This window comes from Halosaccharopolyspora lacisalsi (genome assembly GCF_014137975.1).
GTDB classification, from domain to species: Bacteria; Actinomycetota; Actinomycetes; order Mycobacteriales; family Pseudonocardiaceae; genus Halosaccharopolyspora; species Halosaccharopolyspora lacisalsi.
In genome coordinates this window covers 275,879-297,309 of record NZ_JACGWZ010000007.1, presented here as the reverse complement: position 1 = coordinate 297,309, position 21,431 = coordinate 275,879, and the positions used below count along the sequence as shown (strand labels likewise).

The window sequence follows — 21,431 nt, the reverse complement described above, 5'->3', positions numbered from 1 at the left end:
CCGCAGGATCCCAAGACACCTGCCGAACCCCGGTCGGACAGCAAAGTGGTCCGAATCGGCGACCGCGTGTTCCACTCGGTGGCCACCGGCTCGGGTGTCTTCGTCATCGCGCTGATCGCGGCGATCGGGCTCTTCCTGCTCATTCGCGCGATCCCCTCGTTGCAGGCCAACGAGGTGAGCTTTCTGTTCAGCAGGGAGTGGCAGGCCGGGGATCCGGACAACCTGCGCTTCGGCATCATCGACCTGGCCTGGATCACCGTGGCCAGTTCGCTGGTCGCGCTGGTGCTGGCGATGCCGACCGCCTTCGGCATCTCCCTGTTCCTGACCCAGTACGCCCCCCGCTCGCTGGCCCGCCCCTTCGCCTACGTCGTCGACCTGTTGGCCGCGGTGCCGTCGGTGATCTACGGGTTGTGGGGCTTCCTGGTGCTCACACCGGTGATCAGTCCGGTCGCCGTGTGGCTGAACACCAACCTCGGCTGGATTCCGCTCTTCGCCGACGGCAACATTCCCGTGGGCACCGGCTCGAACGTGTTCGTTGCCGGCATCGTGCTGGCCGTGATGATCCTGCCGATCATCACGGGTGTGACCCGCGAGGTCTTCGAGCGCACCCCCACCGTGCAGATCGAGGGAGCGTTGGCCCTCGGTGCCACCAAGTGGGAGGTCGTGCGCACCACGGTGTGGCCGTTCGGGCGCAACGGCTTCATCGGTGGCTCGATGCTCGGGCTCGGTCGTGCGCTCGGCGAGACCGTCGCGCTGACGGTCATCCTCAGCGCCACTCAGGAAGCTCCGAGCTACAGCATCTTCGACGCCGGGGCCACCTTCGCTTCCAAGATCGCGCTGGGGTCGGCGGAGTTCAACAACAACATGACGGTCGGTGCCTACATCTCCGCCGGCCTCGTGCTGTTCGTCACCACATTCGCGGTCAACGCGCTGGCCCGCTGGATCGAGGGCCGCAGCGGTAAGGGGAAAGAATGAGAACGGACACCGCTGACGTGGAACGCCCCGCCACCGCCCCGACGTTCCAGCACATCGGTATCGGACGCAGGCTGAAGAACCACACCGCCACGGGCCTGTTCACGGTCTCCTTCCTGGTCGCGGTCGTTCCGCTGCTGTGGGTGCTGTACACCCTGCTGAGCAGGGGTTTGGTCCCGATGCTCAGCGCCGACTGGTGGAGCCACTCCTTCTACGGGCTGCTCCCCAACGACTTCGGCGGCGGCATCTACCACGCGCTGGTGGGGACCATCGAGCAGTCGTTCGTGGCCGCCGTGATCTCGGTGCCGCTGGGTGTGACGGTCGGGGTCTTCCTCATCGAGTACGGGAAGGACTCGCGGCTGGCCAGCACCGCCACGTTCATGGTCGACATCCTCAGCGGGCTGCCCTCGATCGTGGCCGGTCTGTTCGTCTACGCGCTGTGGATCACCACCTTCGGTTTCCCCAAGAGCGGCTTCGCCGTGGCGCTGTCCCTGGTGCTGCTGATGCTGCCGCTGGTCGTGCGCACCACCGAGACGATGCTGCGGATCGTGCCCGACGACCTGCGAGAGGCCTCCTACGCGTTGGGAGTGCCGAAGTGGAAGACGATCCTCAAGGTCGTGCTGCCCACCTCGCTGTCGGGCATCCTCACCGGCGTGATGCTCGGCCTGGCCCGCATCATGGGGGAGACGGCCCCGTTGCTGATCCTGGTCGGCTACGCGCGCTCGATCAACTTCAACCTGTTCTCCGGGCCGATGGCGTCGCTGCCGCTGACCATTTACACCGAGCGCAAGACCCCGACCGAGGCCGGCGACGCCCGGATGTGGGGGGCCGCGCTGACCCTCGTCCTCGTCATCATGCTGATCAACCTGCTGGCGACGCTGATCTCCAGGTTGTTCGCGGTCAAGACCAAGTAGGCGGTACACAACTCATGGCCAAGCGTCTCGACATCCAGGATCTGAACCTGCACTACGGCAAGTTCCACGCCGTTCAGGACGTGAGCCTGCAGGTGCACGCCCGCGGTGTGACGGCTTTCATCGGGCCGTCCGGGTGTGGCAAGTCCACCGTGCTGCGCGCGCTGAACCGGATGCACGAGGTCATCGCCGGTGCACGGGTGGAGGGCAAGGTCCTGCTCGACGGTGAGGACGTCTACGCCTCCAACGTGGACCCGGTGCAGGTGCGCCGGACCATCGGCATGGTCTTCCAGCGCGCCAACCCGTTTCCCACCATGTCCATCCGGGACAACGTGGTCGCCGGGCTCAAGCTCGCCGGTGAGAAGAACAAGAAGCACCTCGACGAGGTCGCCGAGCGCTCGCTGCGCTCGGCCAACCTCTGGGAGGAGGTCAAGGACCGGCTGAACAAGCCGGGTGGCAGCCTCTCCGGTGGTCAGCAGCAGCGGCTGTGCATCGCCCGCGCGGTCGCGGTCCAGCCCGACGTGCTGCTCATGGACGAGCCCTGCTCGGCGCTCGACCCGATCTCGACGCTGGCGATCGAGGACCTCATCGCCGAGCTCAAGAAGGACTACACGATCGTCATCGTCACCCACAACATGCAGCAGGCCGCCCGCGTGAGTGACCAGACTGCGTTTTTCAATCTGCGCGCGGTCGGTGAGCCCGGCCAGCTCGTCGAGATCGAGGAGACCGGCAAGATCTTCTCCAACCCGAACCAGAAGGCCACGGAGGACTACATCTCCGGTCGCTTCGGCTGAATCACTCTCATCACCACTTCGGTGGTTACCCGGTTTCGCGCGAAATCAGGAAAATCCGGTTTCGCGCGAAACCGGATTTTCATCTGTTCCGGCCGTCGGCGATGGTGGAGATGAGGTTGGCGGAGTCGCGCGTGGTCAGCGCCGCGGCGCACACCCTGTCGAAGGACGTCAGGTACGGCTCCGTCTCGCCGGGCTTGTCGAGAAAGCGCGAGTTGGTGGAATCGCCGAGATGAACGACCTGCGGGTCGGTGGGGTTCGAGAACGAGAAGACGGTGACCCGGTCGCCACTGAGCGCGTGCTCGTCGGCGTCGAAGGGCAGCACTCGCAGGGTGACGTTTCGCCGGTAGCTCATGAGCACGAGGTACTCCAGCTGGGAGCGCATCACCGCCGGACCACCGACCACGCGTCGCAGCACCGCCTCGTCGAGGACCGCCCACAGTTCGAGCGGTCGCTCGCCGAGCAGCCGTTGCTGGCGGGAGGAGGTCACGGCCAGCCGGTCGGCGGTGTCGGTCTCGTCGAGGTTACCGAGCAGTGCCCTGCCGTAGTCGACGGTTCGTAACAGCTCGGGGACCGAATCCGCGCCGAAGCAGCTCACCGCCTGCGCGGCGGTCTCCAGACCGAGATAGGTGTCGAAGCCGGGACGTCGCGCCGTGCTCGGATGACCCTGCCACCAGCCGGGTTGCTTGGAATCCCTGGCCAGCTCCTCCAACGAGGTGACCTGCTCGGCCGCTGCGCCGCAGAACTCCGCCATGAGGCGCACGTCCGAGGCACGTACCGGCACCCGCCCGAGCTCGATCTGACTGATCTTGCCCTGGGAGCAGTCCAGCCACTCGGCGACTTCCCGGTGCGTGCGCCCCGCTCTCTCACGCAGTTCGCGGAGCTTGCTGCCGAGGCGCCGGCGGTGCATGGTCGGACTCTTACGCACGCGGTTGATCTTCGCACGGTGAGTACTCGATACCGAGTATTAATACCGCGCGGCGCTTCGGCGTGTCGGGGATCAGCTGGTCGGCATCGCTCCGGTGACGATGTAGACGATCCGGCGGGCCACCGACACGGCGTGGTCGGCGAAGCGCTCGTAGAAGCGACCGAGCAGCGTGACGTCGACGGCCGCCGACACCCCGTGCTCCCACTCGGGGCTCATCATCACCGAGAACAGGTGCCGGTGCAGGTCGTCCATCTCGTCGTCCTCGCCCTCGAGGGCCTTGGCACCCTGCACGTCCTGGGTACGCATCACCTCGTTGAGACGGCTGGACAGCTTCTCCGCGGACTCGCCCATCCGGGAGAAGTACGGCTTCACGTCCTCCGGCAGCACCGGGTTCGGATGCCGGCGACGGGTGGTCTTGGCGACGTGCAACGCCAGGTCACCCATGCGCTCCAGATCCTCGGCGACGTGGATCGTCGAGATCACCGCACGCAGGTCGCCCGCGACGGGTGCTTGCAACGCCAGCAGGCCGAATGCTCGCTCCTCGCACTGGGCGCGGGCCTCGTCGACTTGCATGTCCTGGTCGATCACCTGCTCGGCCAATGAAAGATCGGCTTCCAGGAGTGCTTTCGTGGCGTGCTCCATGGCGGTGCCGACCATCGTCGACATCGAGGCGAGCTCCTCCGCGAGCATGTCGAGTTGTTCCTGGTAAACCTCACGCATGGTTCCATGCTACGTGGGGTGAGGGGTCGACAATAGGCGGGACGAGTGAACCACTGGTGAACGATTCCGGACGTTACCGACGGTGACGCGCCGCTCTCGTGATCTCAGACACCGCCGCACCGGTCCTTGCCCGCGTTGACGGTCGAGAGGTTGTCCGGGACGTCGGGTTTACCGGTGTCCGGGGAGTGGACCGTGCCCTCGTAGCCGGAACCGAGTTCCAACCGGAGCGCGTCTCCCAGGGAGGGATCGGCGATCAGCCCGGCCCCGGGAATCGAGGTCGCCAGCAGTTGCGCGGCCGCGGTGGTGGAGGGTGAGTGCCGGATGATCGTGCCTTCGCCCCCGGTGTCGAGGTTGCCGACCCCGCTGACCGTGAAGCCGACGTCCCGTAGTTCCTGCGCGGTCTCACCGGCCAGGCCGGCCTGATCGGTGGTGTTCATGACCTTGACGCGCACCTGGGACGGCTGCGTCGGCTTCGGCGCCTGCGACAGCGCCGGAGCGGCCAGCGCCGCACTGCTCGCGTTGGTCGACGCGGGCACGGAGGAGTCGGTCTGCGCGATCTCGCGGGTCTTGGAGTCGCTCGATTTCTCGGGGGCGAGCGACGTGCCTTCGATGATCGCCCGGAACAGGGAGTGGGCGTCGGACTCGCGCAACTCCTCGTTGCCGTTGTCGTTGGGTACGCCGGTGGTCGGCACGGTCACGAACGTGACCTTGTCGCTTTTCAGCCCCTGGAGCGACTTACCCAGCGCGATGAGCTGGTCGGTGCCGATGTTCTCCCCGAAGGTGTTGCTCGTGACCGCGCTGACGAAGTTCGTGAGCTTGCCGGGGTCGAGCAGCACGTTGGCGGACATGACCTTGCGCAGCAGCGCGGACAGGAACAGCTGCTGCCGCTCCATCCGCCCGTAACCCGAGGTCGGGTCGCCCTGGACGTGGCGGGCACGCACGTACTCCAGCGCTTGCCGCCCGTTGAGCTTGTGGACACCCGCTGTCGGGATCACCGGCCCCAGCACGTCGTCGATGATCGGGGTCTTGCTGCAGACCCGCACTCCCTCGACGGAGTCGACCATCGAGGAGAACCCCTGGAAGTCGATACCGAGGAAGTTGGTGATGGACAGCCCCGAGATCTGCTGGACGAGTTTGGTGGTGCACTTCGGGCCGCCGGTGGCGTAGGCGACGTTGAACTTCACGTTCTCCATCTCCGGCACGGACTCGGAGCTGTACTCACCGGTCTTGGGGTCCCAGCGGTTGCAGTCCGGCAGGTCCACCTCGAGGTCGCGCGGGAGCGAGACGACGACGATCCGGCTGCGGTCGGCCGGAATGTGGGCGATCATCGTCGTGTCCCCTCGTGCGCCGGGAACGCCTTTCGCGGTACCGACTCCCTCACCGGCTCCCGCGCCCGCCCTGGTGTCCGAACCGACCAGCAGGAAGTTGCGATCGCCGGTTTGCAGGTGCGCGTCCTGGATCCCGGCGCCGTCGCGGACCAGCGCGGAGACCTCCCGGAACTTCGCGTCCACCCATGCCTTGGCGCTCCAGCCGACACCGGTGGCCACGAAGACCAGGGCGGCCGCCGTGGCCGCCAGCGCCTTGATCGCGAACACGGAGCGCTGCTTGCGGTGCTGTTGCTTCGATTCCATCCGGGACGACCGCGAGTCGCGTCCCACCGCGAAGTCGAAGGGCAGGCTGTCCTGGCCGAGTTCGGGTTCCCTGCGCTTGCGGAACAGCCAGGCGAAGCGGTTGCGTCGCTGGGCCTCCTCCTCGGCGATCTGGTCGTGCACGGCGGAGAAGCGGGCCAGCGTCGCGTCGATCGCGGCGGTGTACTCGCCGTTGGGCTGCTCGTCCGCGCCGGGGACGTCCTCGGCGTCCTCGGACACGTCCTCCTCGGGCGTGTCGCCGTGCTCGGACTGCTCGGGTGTGTCCTCCTGACCGACCGGGGCATGCTGAGTGGTGACCTCGGCGTCCGGCACCGGTTCCCGGGCGGGCGGAGGGACGGGGTGCTGCCGCGTCCGCTCCGGTTGTGCGGGGGGGCCGGGGCGCTGCTCCGGCTCGGCCCGGGGAGCGGGCTTGCCGTCTCCGGACAGTGCCTCGGAGATCCGGGTGGCCTGCGGGTCCTCGCCGGCCCCGGTGTTGTCGGGGCCGGGGGCCGGTCGGGGATGCGCTGGCGGTGCCGCCGGTGGCGTCGGTCCCGGTGGTGGTGCGGGAGGACCGGGTTGCCTGGTGGGCGGGGTGCCGTTTGGTCTTCGCGGCGCGCCTCGGTACTCGGGGGGCTGGGGCGCATCGCCTGCGGGACGGGGGCGACGCGGCGGCTGACGGTCAGCCGTGTACTGCCCGCTGTCGTCGGGCGGGGCCTGGTGCTGTTCGGCCGGGGCCCGTGGCGGTGCCGCTCGACGTGCGGGGGCCATCGGGGCGCCGGCCTGCGGTTCCTGGTTTTGCCGAGGTGGGGCTTGCGGAGGCGCCGGAGGACGTTGGGTCTGCTGGGGTTGCTGAGTCTGCGACTGCTGAGGTTGCGACTGCTGAGGTTGCTGAGCCCGCTGCTGCTGGGGCTGCTGCTGGGGCGGGGGCGGAGGCTGCTCCTGGTTCCCCTCCGACTCCTCGGCGTCGGGCTTGCGCCTGCGATGCGCGGAGCCGCCCTGTGCGGAAGACTTGCCGTGCTTGGACAGCAGATCCGTGACCCGCGTGCCACCGGTACCGTCATCCCCCAGGGCACGCCTGCGGCGCCCGGACGAGGACTCTTCGTTTTCCTCGTCCGGCTGTTCCTGGTGAGGACGCTGGTGCCCGAAACTTCCCTCATGAGAATCCTGAGGCACCCTGGTTCCCTCCCACCATCGAAGACGATGTTGTGCTGGCTTGCTCGGCCGTTGGCGATTCCCCGTCCCCAAGCTGTATCGCTCAACTCTGCCGAGATGGTACGGCTGATCGCCCGAATTGACGATAGCGCGGCCAATTTATTCACAAATCGTGTACAGTCCCCCCGTAAATTGTCATCCAAATCACGTAACAACATTGCTCCGCTTGGCTGTTGGTAACGCCAGGTGTCGCACGCTGTGTGTTTGTCGGTGCTGTCAGTGACCGTGGTCGCGTGAAGCACCCAGGACGTTTCGCTGTCCGGGGCGCCCCGCCAGTCGGACCTCACCGCCCGACCGGTAGGCAACCGCGTTGCGGCCCGACCGCTTCGCCGCATACAAAAGCATGTCGGCGTTGAGGATCAGTTGTTCGGATCCCGGTCGGACGGTCTCGGTGGCACGACGTTGATATCCCAGCCCGACGCTCACCGTGACGTGCAGGCCGGGGGCCATACGCAGCCACGTGAAACTCTCGACGCGGGCGCGCGCGGCCTCGCACGCGGCGAGCGCGGTCGTCATGCCCACACCGGGGAGGACGAGTACGAACTCCTCGCCGCCGTAGCGCGCGCAGAACCCCCCGCCGGGAAGCACCTCCTGGATGAGCTCGACCACCTGCCGCAGGACCCGATCGCCGAGCACGTGGCCGTAGGTGTCGTTGACCTCCTTGAACCAGTCCAGATCGACCAGTGCGATCCCCAGCCCGTCCCGGGATCCCCCCGGGGCCAGCTCCTCCAACCGCTCGTCGAGGTAGCGCCTGTTGTAGCTGCCGGTGAGACTGTCGCGCCTGCTCTGCTCGTACGCCTCGGCGTGTTCCCGGCGCAGCCGGTCGACCTCGTGGCGCAGTTGCCGAGGGACGTGGGTGGGTTCGTCGGACGACATCAGGTCGACCGCCGAGCGCAGGTGCCGGTAGGCCTGCTGCCACTGGCCACGTGAGGCCAGCAGCGCCGCGATGGATTCGTGCAGCTCCACCATCCCGGATTCCTGATCGCCGTCCGGTTCGGGGGCGATCTCGTCGTCGGGAGGAGTCACGGTGGCCCACGACATTCGCGCTTCGTCGCACCGTGACTGCGGCCCGGCGGAACCGCTGCGCAGTCCGCTCATCGCACTCACCTCCCGTCCGTGGTGTCGTCGGGTGAGACGGATCGCTTGAGCTGCTGATACTCGAGCCCGCTCGAATTCGCTCGACCGGTCGACCCGTCTGCACTCTCCGTTTATCGGCGACCCGCCGGTTCGACGCTTCTCGCGAACTGCTTGGTGTTTACCGGGCGGAGGGGTGTGTGTGGAAGCGAAATGAGCTGTCCCCACCCACACGGAGGAGAGCACAAGTGTGTGGTTCGTGGTGACCGTGCCGCAAGTTCGTGAAACTCAGGACGGACACGGAGTGAAGCCGTACACTCGCTCATTCAGGTGGACCAGGTGTTGCGAACCGACCTGGTGTGCGCTGACGACTCCGCTGCGCCGAACGGTGACCTCGACGGCGACCACCCATATTTCACCCCTTGGCGTGATATCGCCGGGGGAGAACGTCGGGTCCGGCCGCAGCGTCGAGAGCACGGGGTCCAGCGTGACCGTCATGGCGCCGAGGTCGCACACGTCGGCGCTGTAATCCGGGTGTTGGGTGCGTCGCAGGAACTCCTGTTGCGCGGCGGGCCCGCGGCGCGCCGCGGCATTGTTGTCGTGAAAGTACCGCCGCGCCAACCGGAGTTGGTCCTCCTCGCCCGAATGCTGTGCACCGACCGAGCAGCCGGACGCGAGCACGACCGAGACCAGGCCGGCGAGCAGCCGCCGCGAGGAGCTCGACCGTGCCACCCTCAGCCGCCGTTGTGGTCCATCTCGGCGTCCGCCGGCACGCTCGCGTCCTCCGGATCGTCCAGCCACCCCTCGGGCAGCACGACCTTGCCCGCCGAGCCCTGTCGTCCACGCGGTCCTTCGGCTTCGTCGGGGAACGGAACGTCGGGATCGAGTTCGGCCAGCAGGTCGTCCAGCTCGCCGAGGCCGGAGACCAGGCCGAAGCGCTTCCGGAGTTCGGAGCCGACCGGGAAGCCCCGCAGGTACTGAGTCAGGTGTTTGCGCAGGTCGCGGAGCCCGCTGTGCTCACCCATGTGGTCGGTCAGCAGTTCGGCGTGCCGTCGGATGACGTGGGCGACCTCGCCCAGCTTCGGTCCCTCCGGAACCGGCTCGCCGGCGAAGGCGGCCTGCAGGTCGCGGAACAGCCACGGGCGCCCGAGGCAGCCACGGCCGACCACGACGCCGTCGCAGCCGGTCTCGGCCTTCATGCGCAGCGCGTCACCGGCGCTGAAGATGTCGCCGTTGCCGAGGACCGGGATGCTTCGCACGGTCTGCTTCAACGCGCGGATCGCCGACCAGTCGGCGTGACCCGAGTAGCGCTGGGCGGCCGTCCTGCCGTGCAGCGCGACGGCGGAGGCGCCCTTGTCCTCGGCGATGCGTCCCGCGTCCGTGCAGGTGACGTGCTCGTCGTCGATACCGACGCGGAACTTGACGGTGACCGGCACACCAGCGGGTTCGGCGGCGCGCACCGCCGCGTCGACGATCTCGCCGAACAGGCGCCGCTTGTACGGCAGCGCCGAGCCGCCACCCTTCCGGGTGACCTTCGGGACGGGACAACCGAAGTTCATGTCGATGTGATCGGCGAGGTTCTCGTCGACGATCATGCGGACGGCCTCGCGCATGGTGTCGGGGTCCACGCCGTAGAGCTGCATGGACCGCGGGGACTCGTCGGCGTCGAAAGCGACCATGCGCAGGGTTTTCGGGTGGCGTTCCACCAGCGCCCTCGAGGTGATCATTTCGCAGACGTAGAGCCCGGCACCGTACTCGCGGCACAGCCGGCGGAACGCGATGTTGGTGATTCCGGCCATCGGGGCCAGCACCACCGGCGGGTCGACCTCGTAGGGGCCGATCCGCAGACCCGACGTGGTCTCACCGGGAGCGGGAAGTGTCGCCGTCATCAGTCGCCATTGTCCCCGATGCCGTCGTCGCGTGGCGGCGACCCGAGCGTTTCCGGTGGCGTCGAGATCACCGGCGTGTGCCGTGCCGTCCCGGTGGATCGCACCCGTGGGCGGTCCACCGGGGCGGTCGCGAGGTCAGAAACGGACGTTGAGGCAGGCCAGCCGCGGCCCGGCCTCGCCGGCCTCGCCGGGAGCGGTCCTGGTCAGGTGCTCGTGGATGACCACCGAGTTGGCCGTGCCCTCGGCCGGGTTCCAGTCGCCGAGGGCGCCGCTGACGGCGTTGCCCTCGGCGTCGGTGCGGAAGTCCAGCCAGATCTCGTTGCCCGGGTTGGCGTAGGTGGGATCGCCGGAGACCCCTTCGGGAGCCTCGTCCTGCTGGAAGTGCGGCCCGGCCGCCGAGCCCGTCTTCCCGCACGGCCGGGTGTGCACGTGCGCACCGTAGTTGCGGTTGGGCCGCAACCCGGTGAACTTCGCGAGGACCTTGGTGTGCGCGCCGTGGGACAACGACGTGACGCTGCCCTCGGAACCGACGGGCACCTGCTTCCGGTCGTAGGTGACGGCGTCGGCGTCCTCGCCGTACGGCTGGAACACCCCGTGCGAGCTGCGCGGCGGGTCATTGTCCGGTGTCGCCGAAGCGGCGGGCGCGGTCAGGGCCAACGCCGCGACGGCGGTGGCGACGGCAGCGGTCCGTCTTCTGGCGGTAGAGATTCGCATGGCAGCAGACTTACCCGGGCCGGGCGCTCCCTGCACTCGAGGTCCCCCGGACGGGTGTACATCCCGGATGGACTTCGCGGACGAAGCCCTGCCGTGAGGGGCCACGGTGATGACTCCCGGGGGTGTGACGAGGATCGTCGTGGTCGCGGCCCTGCCTCGGCGGGGCTTCGCGGTACGTTGATCGTCATGTTCGAGAGCGGACGGGACCGGACGTGGCTGGTCGCCGTGGCCACGGCGATGTGGGGCACCGACGCGCTGTGGCGGATGCCGTTGGCCACCAGCCTGCCCGCGGGCAGCGTGGTGTTCTGGGAGCACCTCATCATCGTGCTGGCGTTGTCACCGCTGCTCCCGCGAGCGTGGCGGGCCTTCGCCGCCTGCGACGTCCGGGAGCGGCTGGCGGTGGTCGTCGTCGGCGGTGGTGCCTCGGCGCTGGCCACGGCGCTGTTCACGGCGGCCTTCCAGGCCGGTGATCCGGTCACCCCGCTGGTGCTGCAGAAACTCCAGCCGATCTTCGCGGCCTTCGCCTCGTTCGCACTGCTGCGCGAGCGGCTGCGGGGGCGATACTTCGCGTTCGCCGTTCCCGCGCTGATCGGTGCCTGGCTGCTGGCCTTCCCCGAACCGCTGGATGTGCAGGTCTCCCAGGTGAAACCGGCCCTGCTGGCCGTGGGGGCGGCCGTCCTGTGGGCGTCGGGCACCGTGCTCGGACGCTTCCTCAGCCGCCGGTTGTCCGCTCAGGACGTGACGACGCTGCGGTTCTCGGTGGGACTTCCCACCGCCGCCGTCATCCTGCTGCTGCGGGGCGACCCCGTCGCGGTGGGCTGGAACAACCTGGGTGGTCTGCTGCTGCTGGCACTGATCCCCGGACTGATCGCGCTGAGCCTGTACTACTTCGGGCTGCGCACCACTCCGGCCGCGCGTGCCACCCTCGCCGAGCTGTCCTTCCCGGCCACGGCGGCGATCATCGGCGTCGGCGTGTTCGACGAGCACTTCACCCCCACCCAGTGGGCGGGCTTCCTGCTCGTGGTGCTCGTGGTCACGGGCATGGGCTGGCACGAGCGCACCAGCCGCACGAAGATGGTCGTCGCTCCGCCGGAGCCGGACCGCGCCTGACGGTCCGGCTCCCGGAGAGGACAAGATCACGCCGACCTTGTAGGCTCCCCCGCGAGGGCCGTTAGCTCAACCGGCAGAGCAGTGGACTTTTAATCCACGGGTTCGGGGTTCGATCCCCCGGCGGCCCACCGACTCTCCCGGTCGCAGCGTTGACCGTCGATCATTACAAGATCGCGAGTGCGCTCTGGGTGCACAGCACGTCTGGACTGCGTATCGACGGCGCTTTCCAGGGCTTCCGCCGCTAACCGCCTTGCGGAACACGTGCGGGGCCACCCGCGCGAATCCTTGGCGCCCCGCCCCGGCTCGAAGGCGGCAGGCTGCTCACCTCGGTCCGGGCCAACGCGGACTCACCGACTGAGACCGCGTGTTCGGAGTCGCTCTCCTCCCGAACCCGGCGAGCGGACCGAGAACCGTCGGACTCCCCGGTGTTGCTCGCGTGGTGGTTGATCAGCGTTCATGAGTACCGGACTCGTTCTCCCGAGGGACGTTTTGCTCGCGCCATCATCAGCACTGGTGCGGACAACAGGACGGCGAGCACCTCGGAGGTGGCCGGTTCCGCGTTCGCCATGAACATGATCGCTGCTGCCCGGGTGAGGACGGCCACGACGGTCATGACCGCGATGCGCTTCAAGAAGTTCCGGGGGCCTCCGTCCAGGACTGGTGCACCATGCTGGACACGAACGTGATGGGCCTGTCGCAGTGCACCCGTGCGGCGCTGCCTCATCCGCTGGAGTCCGCGGAGGGGAGCGCGTCGTCGCCGACGTCGTCAACATCAGCTCGGTCGCCGGGCGAGTCGTACGCACGGGAAACAGCGCCTACGCGGCCACCGAACACGCCGTGGGCGCCTTCAGCGAGACGTTGCGCCTCGAGCCGTGGTCAGACGTCTTCGACGACGGTGAAGTGCACGATGACGACGTCGGCGTCGTTCGGATTCCCGGGTAGTGCTGGTTCAGCGCGGACAGCAGGGCGCCGCGGTCGGCGGACCCGTCCGCGGTGGCGTCGACAGCGGTCCGCACCAGCTCCGCCTCGGCGTCGTTGAGCACCACCTCAACGTAGAAGCCGACCGCCCTCGGGGGCACTCCGCGCTGCCGGGGCATCCGGGTGGGCGGTCACATCGCGGCTTGCAGCAGCAGCACGACCGCGCCGACCGTGGCCACCATCAGCAGGGCCGGGCGGGTGCGGCCGGCGTCGAGGACCCCGCGCAGCGGCCCGGACAGGGCGAAACCCACCAGCGCGAACGGGAACAGGACCAGCGCGGCCAGCAGCGACTCCGGGCCCAACTGCCCGCCCAGGGACAGCCCCACGATCGACAGCAGCGAACCGATGGCGAAGTAGGCCCCCAGGGTCGGGCGCACCTTGGTTCCGTGGACGTGCTGGTAGATCAGGGCGATCGGAGGACCGCCGAGCGCGGCGGCGGTGCCGAAGGTGCCGCTGGCGACACCCGCGGTGACCAGCGCGGGCCGGGTCGGGCGGGGGCTCCAGGACAGCAGGGACAGCCCCACCGAGACCAGCACCGCGACACCGATCAGGATCCCGAGCCCGCGCGGGGGCAGCAGCGCCAGCGCGGCCACGCCGAGCGCCGTGCCGGGAACCCGCCCGACGACGCCCCAGCTCACTCCGTGCCAGTCGAGCTCGCCGCGTTCGCGCAGCATCGCCAGCACGGCGAACACCGAGGCCACCAGCAGCAGGGGAACCGGAACCAGCACCGGGTCGATGATCGCCAGCAGCGGCGCGGCCACCAGGTTCATCCCGAACCCGACCGTGCCCTGCACGAGCGCTCCGAGCAGCACGATCGCACCCGCCACCAGCAGCAGCCAGAAAGTCACGTGCTTCGCCTCCACGGCCCGGATCGGGAGCGCTACACACTCTCCGACCGCCCGGTCGGTGCTGTCCAGTTATCGTTAGCGGAAACACGTCGCCGTGGTGCGCGACGGTGGCGCGCCACTGCGAACAAGGCGGCGGAACCGAGCGCCCCGATGACCAGCCACCACGGGGATCCGGTGGTCAGCCCGGAAGACATGAGCACACCCAGCGTGGTCCCCGGAACCCTGCCGACGGTGGCGAGCAGCGCGAAGCGCCGCAGCCGCATGTCGCACAGCCCGGCGGCGAAGCAGGCGACGTCACCACCCAGCGGTATCGGCAGGGCGAGCACGGGCAGGAGCCACATCCCGTCCGAGCCCCCGAGCGCCCCGGTGACTCTCGTGCCGCCGAGGCGATGCACGAGCGGCCAACCGCAGCGCCGTCCCAGCATGAAGGCCGCGACCGACCCGACGACGGTGCCGACCACGCCGGTCACCCAGCTCGGCCAGGCGCCGAGGAGCGCGACCTCGGCGAAGGTGAACGGACCAGCCGGAACGGGGGCGACCACGACCGACGCCGCCTGCAGCATCACGAGGAGGACCGGTGCCCACGCGCCGAGTCCGGCGGCCCACACCCGCACGGCGGACGCGTCGGGAAGAACGTGCCCCGCCTGCTGGAACAGCTGCTGAAAGTCGATCACGACACCGGTCCCTCCCCGTCGCGCCTCGTCTCGGCCAACCTCGAGTGGTCACCGGCCGGAGCGGATGCTCACCGATCCACGCGGTCGCTAAGCGCCTCTGAACGGCGTGCCCCTGTGGGCGGGAGCGAGGAAGAATCCGATGTAGACCCCTGGTGCACCGCGACGAGCACGAGCGCTTTCGCCGGGAGAGAACGGCGGCGGGTGGAGCGTCGTCACTGGGCATGCGGCCAGCCTCGACGATTCGGTGCGGCACCGTAATCCGGTGGGCACCCGGGCACGGCGGGGGGACGACCCCACTGCGGTGGCTTGTTCGGCGGCGCGTCGGCGGTCGCACGGCTCCGGCCTTTCTCGGGGGCTGGCGCCTTGTGGCACCACCTTCGACGGTGCCGGGAGTGCCGGGCCGGGCGCGTCCGACCGCGGTCCCGGATCGGACGGACCGCGGGGGTACGCCGGTCGGGCGGTCGCCGAGGTCAGCGTCCCGGGCGGACCAGTCGGTGCTCGTAGGCGAAGATCACGTCCTGCACGCGGTCGCGCATCCCGAGCTTGGACAGGATCCGGTCGACGTGCGTCTTGACCGTGCCCTCGGACAGGAACAGCCGCTCGGCGATCTCGGTGTTGGCGGCACCGCGCGCGATCTCGACCAGGATCTCGCGCTCCCGATCGGTCAACGCCGCCAGCGGATCGGTTCCCGGATCGGGAGTGGGGGAGATCGGCGGCCACGTGGTCCAGCAGCCGCCGCGGGGGCGACGGTGCGATCACGGCGTCACCTCGGTGAACGGTGCGGATCGCGCCGAGCAGGCCCTCCCGTAACCCGACCACCACCCCTCATCGTGGCGCTTCGCGCCGCAGCGATGTCGGGGTCGGAGTCCTTGACCAGGAAGCCGCCGGCCCCGGCGCGCAGGGCGGCGAAGGCGTACTCGTCGAGGTCGTAGGTGGTGAGCATGACGACCTTCGGAGCTCGGTGCCCGGTCAGCACCCTGCGGGTCGCCTCGACACCGTCCATGCGCGGCATCCGCACGTCCATGAGCACCACGTCGGCGGCGGTGAGCTGGTGCAGGGCGTCGTGGCCGTCACCGGCCTCGCCCACGACCCGCATGTCCTCCTGGGACTCGACGACCATGACGAACCCGGCGCGGACCAGCCCCTGGCCGCCTTCGGCGCTCGTCGGGCCGGGACCGTCGTCGCGGACCGCGATCACCAGTTCGTCGCGGCACCAGGACAGGTCCACCTCGGCGCGGGCTCCCGGACCGACGTGCTTGAGGGTGTTCGTCAGGGCTTCCTGGACCAGCCGGAACACGGCCAGCTCAGTGACCGGGCTGAGCGCGTGCTCGGATCCCCGCTCGGAATGCTCGACCGCGACGCCCGCCTCGCGCACCCGGTCGAACAGGGCGGGCAGGTCCTTCAGCAGGGGCCGTGGGAACAGCTCCCGCTCGACGTCGGCGTCGTCACGCAGCACCGTCAGGGTTCCCCGGCCGTCGGCGAGTGCCTGCCTGCCGGTTCCGGCGATCGTGTTCAGCGCCTCGATGCCCCGCTCGGGGTCGCCGCGAGCGGCGTACCGGCCACCGTTGGCCTGGCTGGTGATCACGGACAGCGCGTGTGCGACGACGTCGTGCACGTCGCGGGCGATCCTGGTTCGTTCGTCGGCCACCGCACGCCGAGCACGTTCCTCCCGCTCGGCCTCGGCGCGGAGCGCCCTGCCCTTCAGGGCCGCGACGTGGTCCAGCCGTACCCGGCGGAACATGCCCAGGCTCCACGCGGTCACCACGAACGGCAGGAACCGGACGAAAACGTGCATAAGCAGATCCGGGACCATCGGTCGACCCGCGATCGCGAACCCCGCGACGGTCAACGCCACGGTCCCACCGATACCGACCGCGAAACCCGCCGTCGGCGCAGGCCGCCTGCCGTGGGCGCAGTAGGAGTACAGCGCGATCAGGAACAGTGCTTCCGAGGGAGATCAGGTAGGCGCTGGCCAGCAGCTGCACCCCGGATGCCGCGCTCACCACGGTGAACGAGATCCCCGGTCGCACCCGTCGGAAGGCGATGGCTCCGTGCCCGAGGACCGCCGACACGGTCATCAGCCACGTCAGGTCCGCGGCGGGCGAAGCGGCGACCCGCGCCTCGGCCAGAGGAGCGCGACCACGAAGGCCGACGCGACGGCGATCGCGCCGTCCACGACCAGCGGATGTTCACGGGACCACGTGCTCGCTCGTTCCAGCCATCGCGACCAGGTGGTCGTCGTCATTCGGCCAGCGTAACCAGGCAGTGGTCGGCCGGGCGTCCTCCTCGCGCCTCGGGACCGTGCGACCCGAGGCGTAGTCGTGGAGACCCGGTTTCGCGCGAAACCGGGAAACCCCTGAGCGGGCTGTGGCGGTTACTGCGGCACCGTGCTCACGCCGGGAACTCGAGGACCAGGCGTCCCCGTGTGCCACCGTCCTCGAGCACGCGGTGCGCGTCGGAAGCCTGCGTCGCCGGGAAGGTGCGCGCCACTCGGAGGGTGACGGCGCCCTGCTCGACCTGTTGCCGCAACCGGTCGAGCTTGGCCTGCTCGTTCCGGTAGTGGTAGATCCAGACCGGGTGGTAGGTGATTCCGCGCTCGGCTTCGGTGCTGAAACCACGCACGGTCGCGATACCGCCGCCGTCACGGATGGCGGGGACGACGCGCTCGTTGAGCACCGCCCCGTCCGCGACCCCGTCCACGCCCTCGGGAACCGCCTCGCGGAACCTGTCGGCCACGTCCTCGCCGCGCGGGACCACGATGTCGGCACCCAGTTGCTTGACCAGCTCGGTGTCCTGCTCGGAGGCGTCCGCGACGACGCGAAGACCGTCGGCCTTGGCCAGTTGGATGGCGTAGCCGCCGAAGGCACCGGCCGCACCGGTGACCGCGAGCGTGCTGCCCGGCGACAGGTCCAGCCGGTCCAGCGCCAGTCGTGCCGTCAGCCCGTTCATCGGCAGCGTCGAGGCCGCCACGTCGTCCGTACCGGCCGGAACGTGGGTCACCGACTCGGCTTGGACGACGAGGCCGTCCGCGTAAGCCCCGTGGGACCCGTGGGGAATCACGATCGCCATCACGTGGTCGCCGGTGGCGAAGCCGGTGACTCCCTCGCCGATCTCGTCGATGACCCCGGCCGCGTCCATGCCGGGAACGTAAGGCGGTGGTTCCTGGCTGAGCTGCTCGGCGCGGGCGCCGTTGCGCGTGAAGGTGTCGGTCGGGTTGACCGTGGCCGCGCGCACGCTGATGCGCACCTCGCCCGGGCCCGCGTGCTGTTCCGGTGCCTCGACGACGTCCAGGGCCTCCGGCCCGCCGAACTCGGTTACTCCCACGACTCGCATCTCGATCACCAACGCCGGCGTGGGCGCCCGTATTCCTACTGGCCGTCGACCCAGGTGTCGGGGACGACGACGTGCAGGGCGTTGCGCGCCACCGACAGGTCCCGCGGCGTGTGGGCGGCCAGCTCCCCGTCGATGTTGATCGGCAGCTCGGGGTCGGTCTCCACGTACACCCGGCTGGTGCGGAAATGGTCGGCCTGCTCGGTGTGGAGCAGGTGTCCGCTCTTGAGGTTGCGGGCGACGGTGATCAGTTCGCGGTAGTTGCCGTGCCGGATGATCGAGACGTCCAGGGTGCTGTCGTCGATGCCGGAGTCGTACGCGGCGAGCTGCCCGCCACCGAAGTAGCGCCCGTTGGCGACCGAGATCTGCAGCAGGCTCGGGTACTCCCGTGGCTCGTGGTCCCCGTCGGGAAAGGTCAACCGCGCGGAGAAGGGCCTGTGCCGCATAACGGCCTTGGCGGTGGCGACCGGGTAGGCCAGCGATCCGACCCACCGCTTCAGCTGCGGTGACATCTCCCGCGCCACGGCCGCGCCGATGCCGACCGAGGCCCGGTTGGCGTAGTAGTTGTCCCCGGCCAGCCCCAGATCGATGTCGACGATCTTGCCGTGGGCGATGGTCTCGCACGCCCGGTCCAGATCGGTGGGCACGTGCAGGGTGCGGGCGAAGTCGTTGGCGGTGCCCAGCGGCAGCAGCCCGAGCGGTACCTCGCGGTGGGCGAGCATGTCCACCACGGAGCTGATGGTTCCGTCGCCGCCCCCGACGACGACCAGGTCGTTGCCCTCCTCCACGGCCGTCTTGACCACCTCGGGCAGCCGCGAGGGGTCGCGCAGCGGATAGCTCGAACGTACCGGCACGCCGAGTTCGACGAGGGATTTCTCGGCTCGGGCGAAGGCGTCGGCGCCGGTGCGCGACTGGGTGTTGACCACCAGCGCGGCCCGGTTCACTGAGTTGACGGGGATGGCTCCTCCTGAGGACTGACTGCTGCCCAGAGGATAGCCACTCCCGGAGCGGGACCGGACACGCAACTCCCCGGACCCGAGGGGCCGGGGAGTTGCGGAGAGGATTATCACACGGTTTTCGGTGCGTCGGTCGGGGTCTTTTCGATGTAGGCGACCGTGCGCTCGGAGGGCAGTCGCACCGCCATCGCGTAGTAGTAGATCACCACGCTCCAGACGGCGATGACCACGGCACCGAGGGCGAGGCCGAGCGGCCCGTCACCGCCCTGGAGGATGAGGCCCGGGTCGGTCTCGCTGCCGGGGACGATGTCGCCGAAGTAGCTCGCGATCATCAGGCCGACGAGCCAGATGGGGAACCAGGAGCCCGACTTGAAGTCGATCGGCGGCGTGTTGTGCTTGGTCGTCAGGTGGTAGATGACGTAGACGACGTAGCCGACCAGGAAGCCGATGAACATCTTCTCGTTGATCGACCAGGTCGACCAGAACACCAGCAGACTGGCGAAGATGAACGCCAGGATCGGGATCGTGTCACCGCCGGGCAGCCTGAACGGCCGTTCCTGGTCGGGAATCTGGCGGCGCAGCGCGCCCACGACCAGCGCACCCGGAGCGAAGGAGACCGCGAAGGCCGAGGTGATGAAGCCGATGAACTGCGCCCAGCCGGGGAACGGCAGGAACATGAAGCAGCCGACCACGAACATGAGCAGGATCGAGATGTACGGCACGCCCCGGTTGTTGAGCTTGGTCAGCGCCTGCGGGGCGTTGTCGTTGCGCGCGTTGGCGTACGACAGCCGGGTGGTCACACCCGCGTAGATCAGGCCGGTGTCGGCGGGGGAGATGATCGCGTCGATGCGCAGCAGCCAGGCCATCCAGATGAGACCGAAGGTCAGCGAGAGCGCGGCCAGCGGACCGGCGCTCTCCTCGAAGGAGATGTTGGCCCAACCCTGCCCGAGCAGTTCCTGCGGAAGGCCGGTGATGAAGGCGATCTGCAGCAGCACGTAGATCACCGCGGTGATCACGATCGAGCCGATCAGCGCGAACGGGACGTTGCGCTGCGGGTTGTCCGTCTCGCCCGCGAACTCCACGCCGTTGCGGAATCCCAGGTAGGAGAAGGCGATGCCCGCGGCGGGGATCGCGGCGAAGACCGACCCGAAACCGGTCGGGGCGAACCCGCCGAAGTCGGTGAGGTTGCCGGGGTTGAACGAGACCGCGAAGAACACGACGATCACCAGTGCGATGACCGCGAGCTTCCACCACACCAGCGCGTTGTTGAGCTTGGCGAAGAGGTGCACGCCCAGCACGTTGATCGTGCTGTACAGCGCCATCAGTGCGATGGCCACGATCAGACCGGGACCGGTGACGATCCACTCGCCCTCGACCTGGTTCATCAACCAGGGAACGTAGGGATCGGTGTACTGCAGAGTGGCCAGCACCTCGATGGGGGTGACGGCCGCGGCGGCCAGCCAGCTGACCCAGCCGGAGCTGAAACTGGCGAAGGAGCCGAAGGAGTAGTGTGGGAAGCGGATGATGCCGCCGACCACGGGGAACATCACGGACAGCTCGGCGTAGACGAATCCGATGACCATGACCATGATCGCGCCGACGATCCAGGACAGGATCGCCGCGGGTCCGGCGATCTGCGCGGCGTAGAGCGCACCGAACAACCAGCCTGAACCGATGATCGCACCGACCCCGGTGAACAGCAGACTGAGCTTGTTGACGTCTTTGCGCACCCCTGTATCAAGCTGCACGTGAGCCCGCGTTGGTGGCGCAGCTGGTGTCGCCATCTGGTGCCGCCTTCCTCATCCCTGGCATTCGTTACTTACGGTGCACAGGACTTTCGTATATCACCGGAGCGGCGTCAACACGAAATGACCAGAGCCCCGGGACTTTCGATAACATTTGTGTACACACTGTACTCGAAGTGACACATCAACGACCGAGTGTCACACTTTTCGGTGTCGCCCGCTCCAGGTACTCGCCGGAGGTCGGCTCCCCACCGGAGGTGTCCGAGAACAGCATCCCACGTGGTGGGGCGGGGGCAACCGAGGAACACGACGCGGGAAGCAGCGGCTCAGCGACGCCGCAGGCCGTCGAAGGCGATCTTGGTGACGGTCTCGGCGATCTCGGACTTGGTCAGCCCCTGGCGGGGCCTGTACCACTCGATCAGCGAGTTGACCATGCCGAACAGCAGCCTGCTGGTCAGTGCGGGATCCACGTCCAGCCGCAGGCTGCCCTCGTGCTCGGCCTCGGCGACGAGCTCGCCGACCAGGTGGTCGAACTCGCGGCGCCGCGCCAGGGCCTGGCGCTCGACCTTGCTGTTGCCGCGAATCCGCAGCAGCAGCGTGACGAAGGGCAGCTCGTCGACGAGCACCTCCACGCTCCGCCGGACGACGTGGTGCAGCCGCTCGATCGCGGGACCGTCGGTGGAGCTCGGCTCGTCGAGCACCGCGAACAGCGCGTCCAGGGCGCGGTCGACGCTGAGCCGCAACAGCTCCTGCTTGCTCGGCACGTGGTAGTAGATCGCCGACTTCGTGATGCCGAGTCGCTTGGCCAGGTCCTCCATGCTCGTTCCGTCGTAGCCGCGTTCGTGGAAGACCTTGACCGCCGTGTGCAGCAGCGAGTCGAGATCGTAGCCGGGCCTGCCCCGACTGCCCTTGCCCTCGGTCATGACCACCAGTCTCGCAGCGCTCGGATCC

At 68.8% G+C, this 21,431-nt stretch carries 20 protein-coding genes, 1 tRNA gene and 3 pseudogenes; 6 read left to right on the top strand and 18 right to left on the bottom strand.

The features are described from left to right. Positions 1-45: 45 nt before the first annotated feature. Genes pstC through pstB form a run of 3 tightly spaced genes read left to right on the top strand, consistent with a single transcriptional unit; the run spans position 46 to position 2,677 of the window. Positions 46-975: a phosphate ABC transporter permease subunit PstC gene (gene pstC / locus FHX42_RS22465; RefSeq protein ID WP_328796688.1), complete on the top strand. Its 930-nt coding sequence runs from the start codon at positions 46-48 to the stop codon at positions 973-975. Then, positions 972-1,886 (top strand): phosphate ABC transporter permease PstA, encoded by a 915-nt coding sequence (gene pstA, locus FHX42_RS22460; RefSeq protein ID WP_182546422.1) that lies wholly within the window; start codon positions 972-974, stop codon positions 1,884-1,886. Before pstC ends, pstA begins: the two co-directional genes overlap by 4 nt. Positions 1,887-1,900: 14 nt before the next feature. Beyond that, positions 1,901-2,677 (top strand): phosphate ABC transporter ATP-binding protein PstB, encoded by a 777-nt coding sequence (pstB, locus tag FHX42_RS22455; protein ID WP_182546421.1) that lies wholly within the window; start codon positions 1,901-1,903, stop codon positions 2,675-2,677. A gap of 79 nt (positions 2,678-2,756) precedes the next feature. Here pstB and FHX42_RS22450 read toward each other — a convergent pair whose 3' ends face one another. From FHX42_RS22450 to FHX42_RS22420, 7 genes are all read right to left on the bottom strand, one after another. After that, the gene (locus FHX42_RS22450) at positions 2,757-3,602 is read right to left on the bottom strand and encodes a helix-turn-helix domain-containing protein (protein ID WP_328796668.1); all 846 of its coding nucleotides are present in this window, start codon (positions 3,600-3,602) and stop codon (positions 2,757-2,759) included. Positions 3,603-3,674: 72 nt separating this feature from the next. After that, on the bottom strand, positions 3,675-4,322 hold the full coding sequence (gene phoU / locus FHX42_RS22445) for a phosphate signaling complex protein PhoU (RefSeq protein WP_182546420.1): 648 nt from the start codon (positions 4,320-4,322) through the stop codon (positions 3,675-3,677). A 104-nt stretch (positions 4,323-4,426) separates the two neighbouring features. Further along, entirely contained in the window at positions 4,427-7,123 is a 2,697-nt protein-coding gene (locus tag FHX42_RS22440) for an LCP family glycopolymer transferase (protein ID WP_328796667.1), read from the bottom strand. A gap of 255 nt (positions 7,124-7,378) precedes the next feature. Beyond that, positions 7,379-8,260: a GGDEF domain-containing protein gene (locus FHX42_RS22435; RefSeq protein ID WP_182546419.1), complete on the bottom strand. Its 882-nt coding sequence runs from the start codon at positions 8,258-8,260 to the stop codon at positions 7,379-7,381. Positions 8,261-8,524: 264 nt separating this feature from the next. Then, a complete protein-coding gene (locus FHX42_RS22430) occupies positions 8,525-8,968 on the bottom strand; it encodes a hypothetical protein (RefSeq protein ID WP_328796666.1) in 444 nt (147 codons plus the stop codon). 2 nt (positions 8,969-8,970) lie between these two features. Beyond that, positions 8,971-10,125: a tRNA dihydrouridine synthase DusB gene (gene dusB / locus FHX42_RS22425; protein ID WP_182546418.1), complete on the bottom strand. Its 1,155-nt coding sequence runs from the start codon at positions 10,123-10,125 to the stop codon at positions 8,971-8,973. A 135-nt stretch (positions 10,126-10,260) separates the two neighbouring features. Next, positions 10,261-10,839 carry a superoxide dismutase family protein gene (locus tag FHX42_RS22420; RefSeq protein WP_182546417.1) on the bottom strand — a complete coding sequence of 193 codons (579 nt, stop codon included), beginning with the start codon at positions 10,837-10,839 and terminating at the stop codon, positions 10,261-10,263. 186 nt (positions 10,840-11,025) lie between these two features. Between FHX42_RS22420 and FHX42_RS22415 the strand changes: the two genes are divergently transcribed. Together FHX42_RS22415 and FHX42_RS22410 are read left to right on the top strand one after the other, a co-directional pair. Then, complete coding sequence (locus FHX42_RS22415) at positions 11,026-11,949, top strand: DMT family transporter (RefSeq protein WP_182546416.1); 924 nt, start codon at positions 11,026-11,028, stop codon at positions 11,947-11,949. A gap of 55 nt (positions 11,950-12,004) precedes the next feature. Then, positions 12,005-12,077, top strand: a tRNA-Lys gene (locus tag FHX42_RS22410). 326 nt (positions 12,078-12,403) lie between these two features. Here the strand turns inward: FHX42_RS22410 and FHX42_RS22405 are convergent. Further along, a complete protein-coding gene (locus FHX42_RS22405) occupies positions 12,404-12,580 on the bottom strand; it encodes a hypothetical protein (protein ID WP_182546415.1) in 177 nt (58 codons plus the stop codon). A gap of 29 nt (positions 12,581-12,609) precedes the next feature. Here FHX42_RS22405 and FHX42_RS27925 point away from each other — a divergent pair. Next, a pseudogene (locus tag FHX42_RS27925) lies at positions 12,610-12,762 on the top strand (hypothetical protein); the annotation flags it as partial. A gap of 2 nt (positions 12,763-12,764) precedes the next feature. On the opposite strand, the gene FHX42_RS26835 reads toward FHX42_RS27925, so the two are convergent. The 10 genes and pseudogenes from FHX42_RS26835 to FHX42_RS22355 form a co-directional block, all read right to left on the bottom strand. Continuing rightward, a complete protein-coding gene (locus FHX42_RS26835) occupies positions 12,765-13,046 on the bottom strand; it encodes a hypothetical protein (protein WP_235987726.1) in 282 nt (93 codons plus the stop codon). Positions 13,047-13,058: 12 nt separating this feature from the next. Then, entirely contained in the window at positions 13,059-13,790 is a 732-nt protein-coding gene (locus tag FHX42_RS22395) for a sulfite exporter TauE/SafE family protein (protein ID WP_328796665.1), read from the bottom strand. A gap of 17 nt (positions 13,791-13,807) precedes the next feature. Continuing rightward, entirely contained in the window at positions 13,808-14,449 is a 642-nt protein-coding gene (locus FHX42_RS22390) for a TVP38/TMEM64 family protein (protein WP_182546413.1), read from the bottom strand. A 470-nt stretch (positions 14,450-14,919) separates the two neighbouring features. Further along, positions 14,920-15,569, bottom strand: a pseudogene (locus FHX42_RS26830) (response regulator). A 54-nt stretch (positions 15,570-15,623) separates the two neighbouring features. Continuing rightward, a pseudogene (locus FHX42_RS27530) lies at positions 15,624-16,190 on the bottom strand (sensor histidine kinase); the annotation flags it as partial. Positions 16,191-16,535: 345 nt separating this feature from the next. After that, positions 16,536-16,694, bottom strand: coding sequence for a hypothetical protein (locus tag FHX42_RS22375; RefSeq protein WP_182546411.1), 159 nt, complete (start codon positions 16,692-16,694; stop codon positions 16,536-16,538). 146 nt (positions 16,695-16,840) lie between these two features. Next, positions 16,841-17,782, bottom strand: coding sequence for an NADP-dependent oxidoreductase (locus FHX42_RS22370; protein WP_182546532.1), 942 nt, complete (start codon positions 17,780-17,782; stop codon positions 16,841-16,843). 35 nt (positions 17,783-17,817) lie between these two features. Continuing rightward, the gene (locus FHX42_RS22365; RefSeq protein WP_328796664.1) at positions 17,818-18,723 is read right to left on the bottom strand and encodes a lipid kinase; all 906 of its coding nucleotides are present in this window, start codon (positions 18,721-18,723) and stop codon (positions 17,818-17,820) included. A 122-nt stretch (positions 18,724-18,845) separates the two neighbouring features. Next, positions 18,846-20,483, bottom strand: a complete 1,638-nt coding sequence (locus tag FHX42_RS22360; RefSeq protein ID WP_220480701.1) for an APC family permease — start codon at positions 20,481-20,483, stop codon at positions 18,846-18,848. Between the two features lie 323 nt (positions 20,484-20,806). Then, positions 20,807-21,403: a TetR/AcrR family transcriptional regulator gene (locus FHX42_RS22355; protein WP_182546409.1), complete on the bottom strand. Its 597-nt coding sequence runs from the start codon at positions 21,401-21,403 to the stop codon at positions 20,807-20,809. Positions 21,404-21,431: the final 28 nt, after the last annotated feature.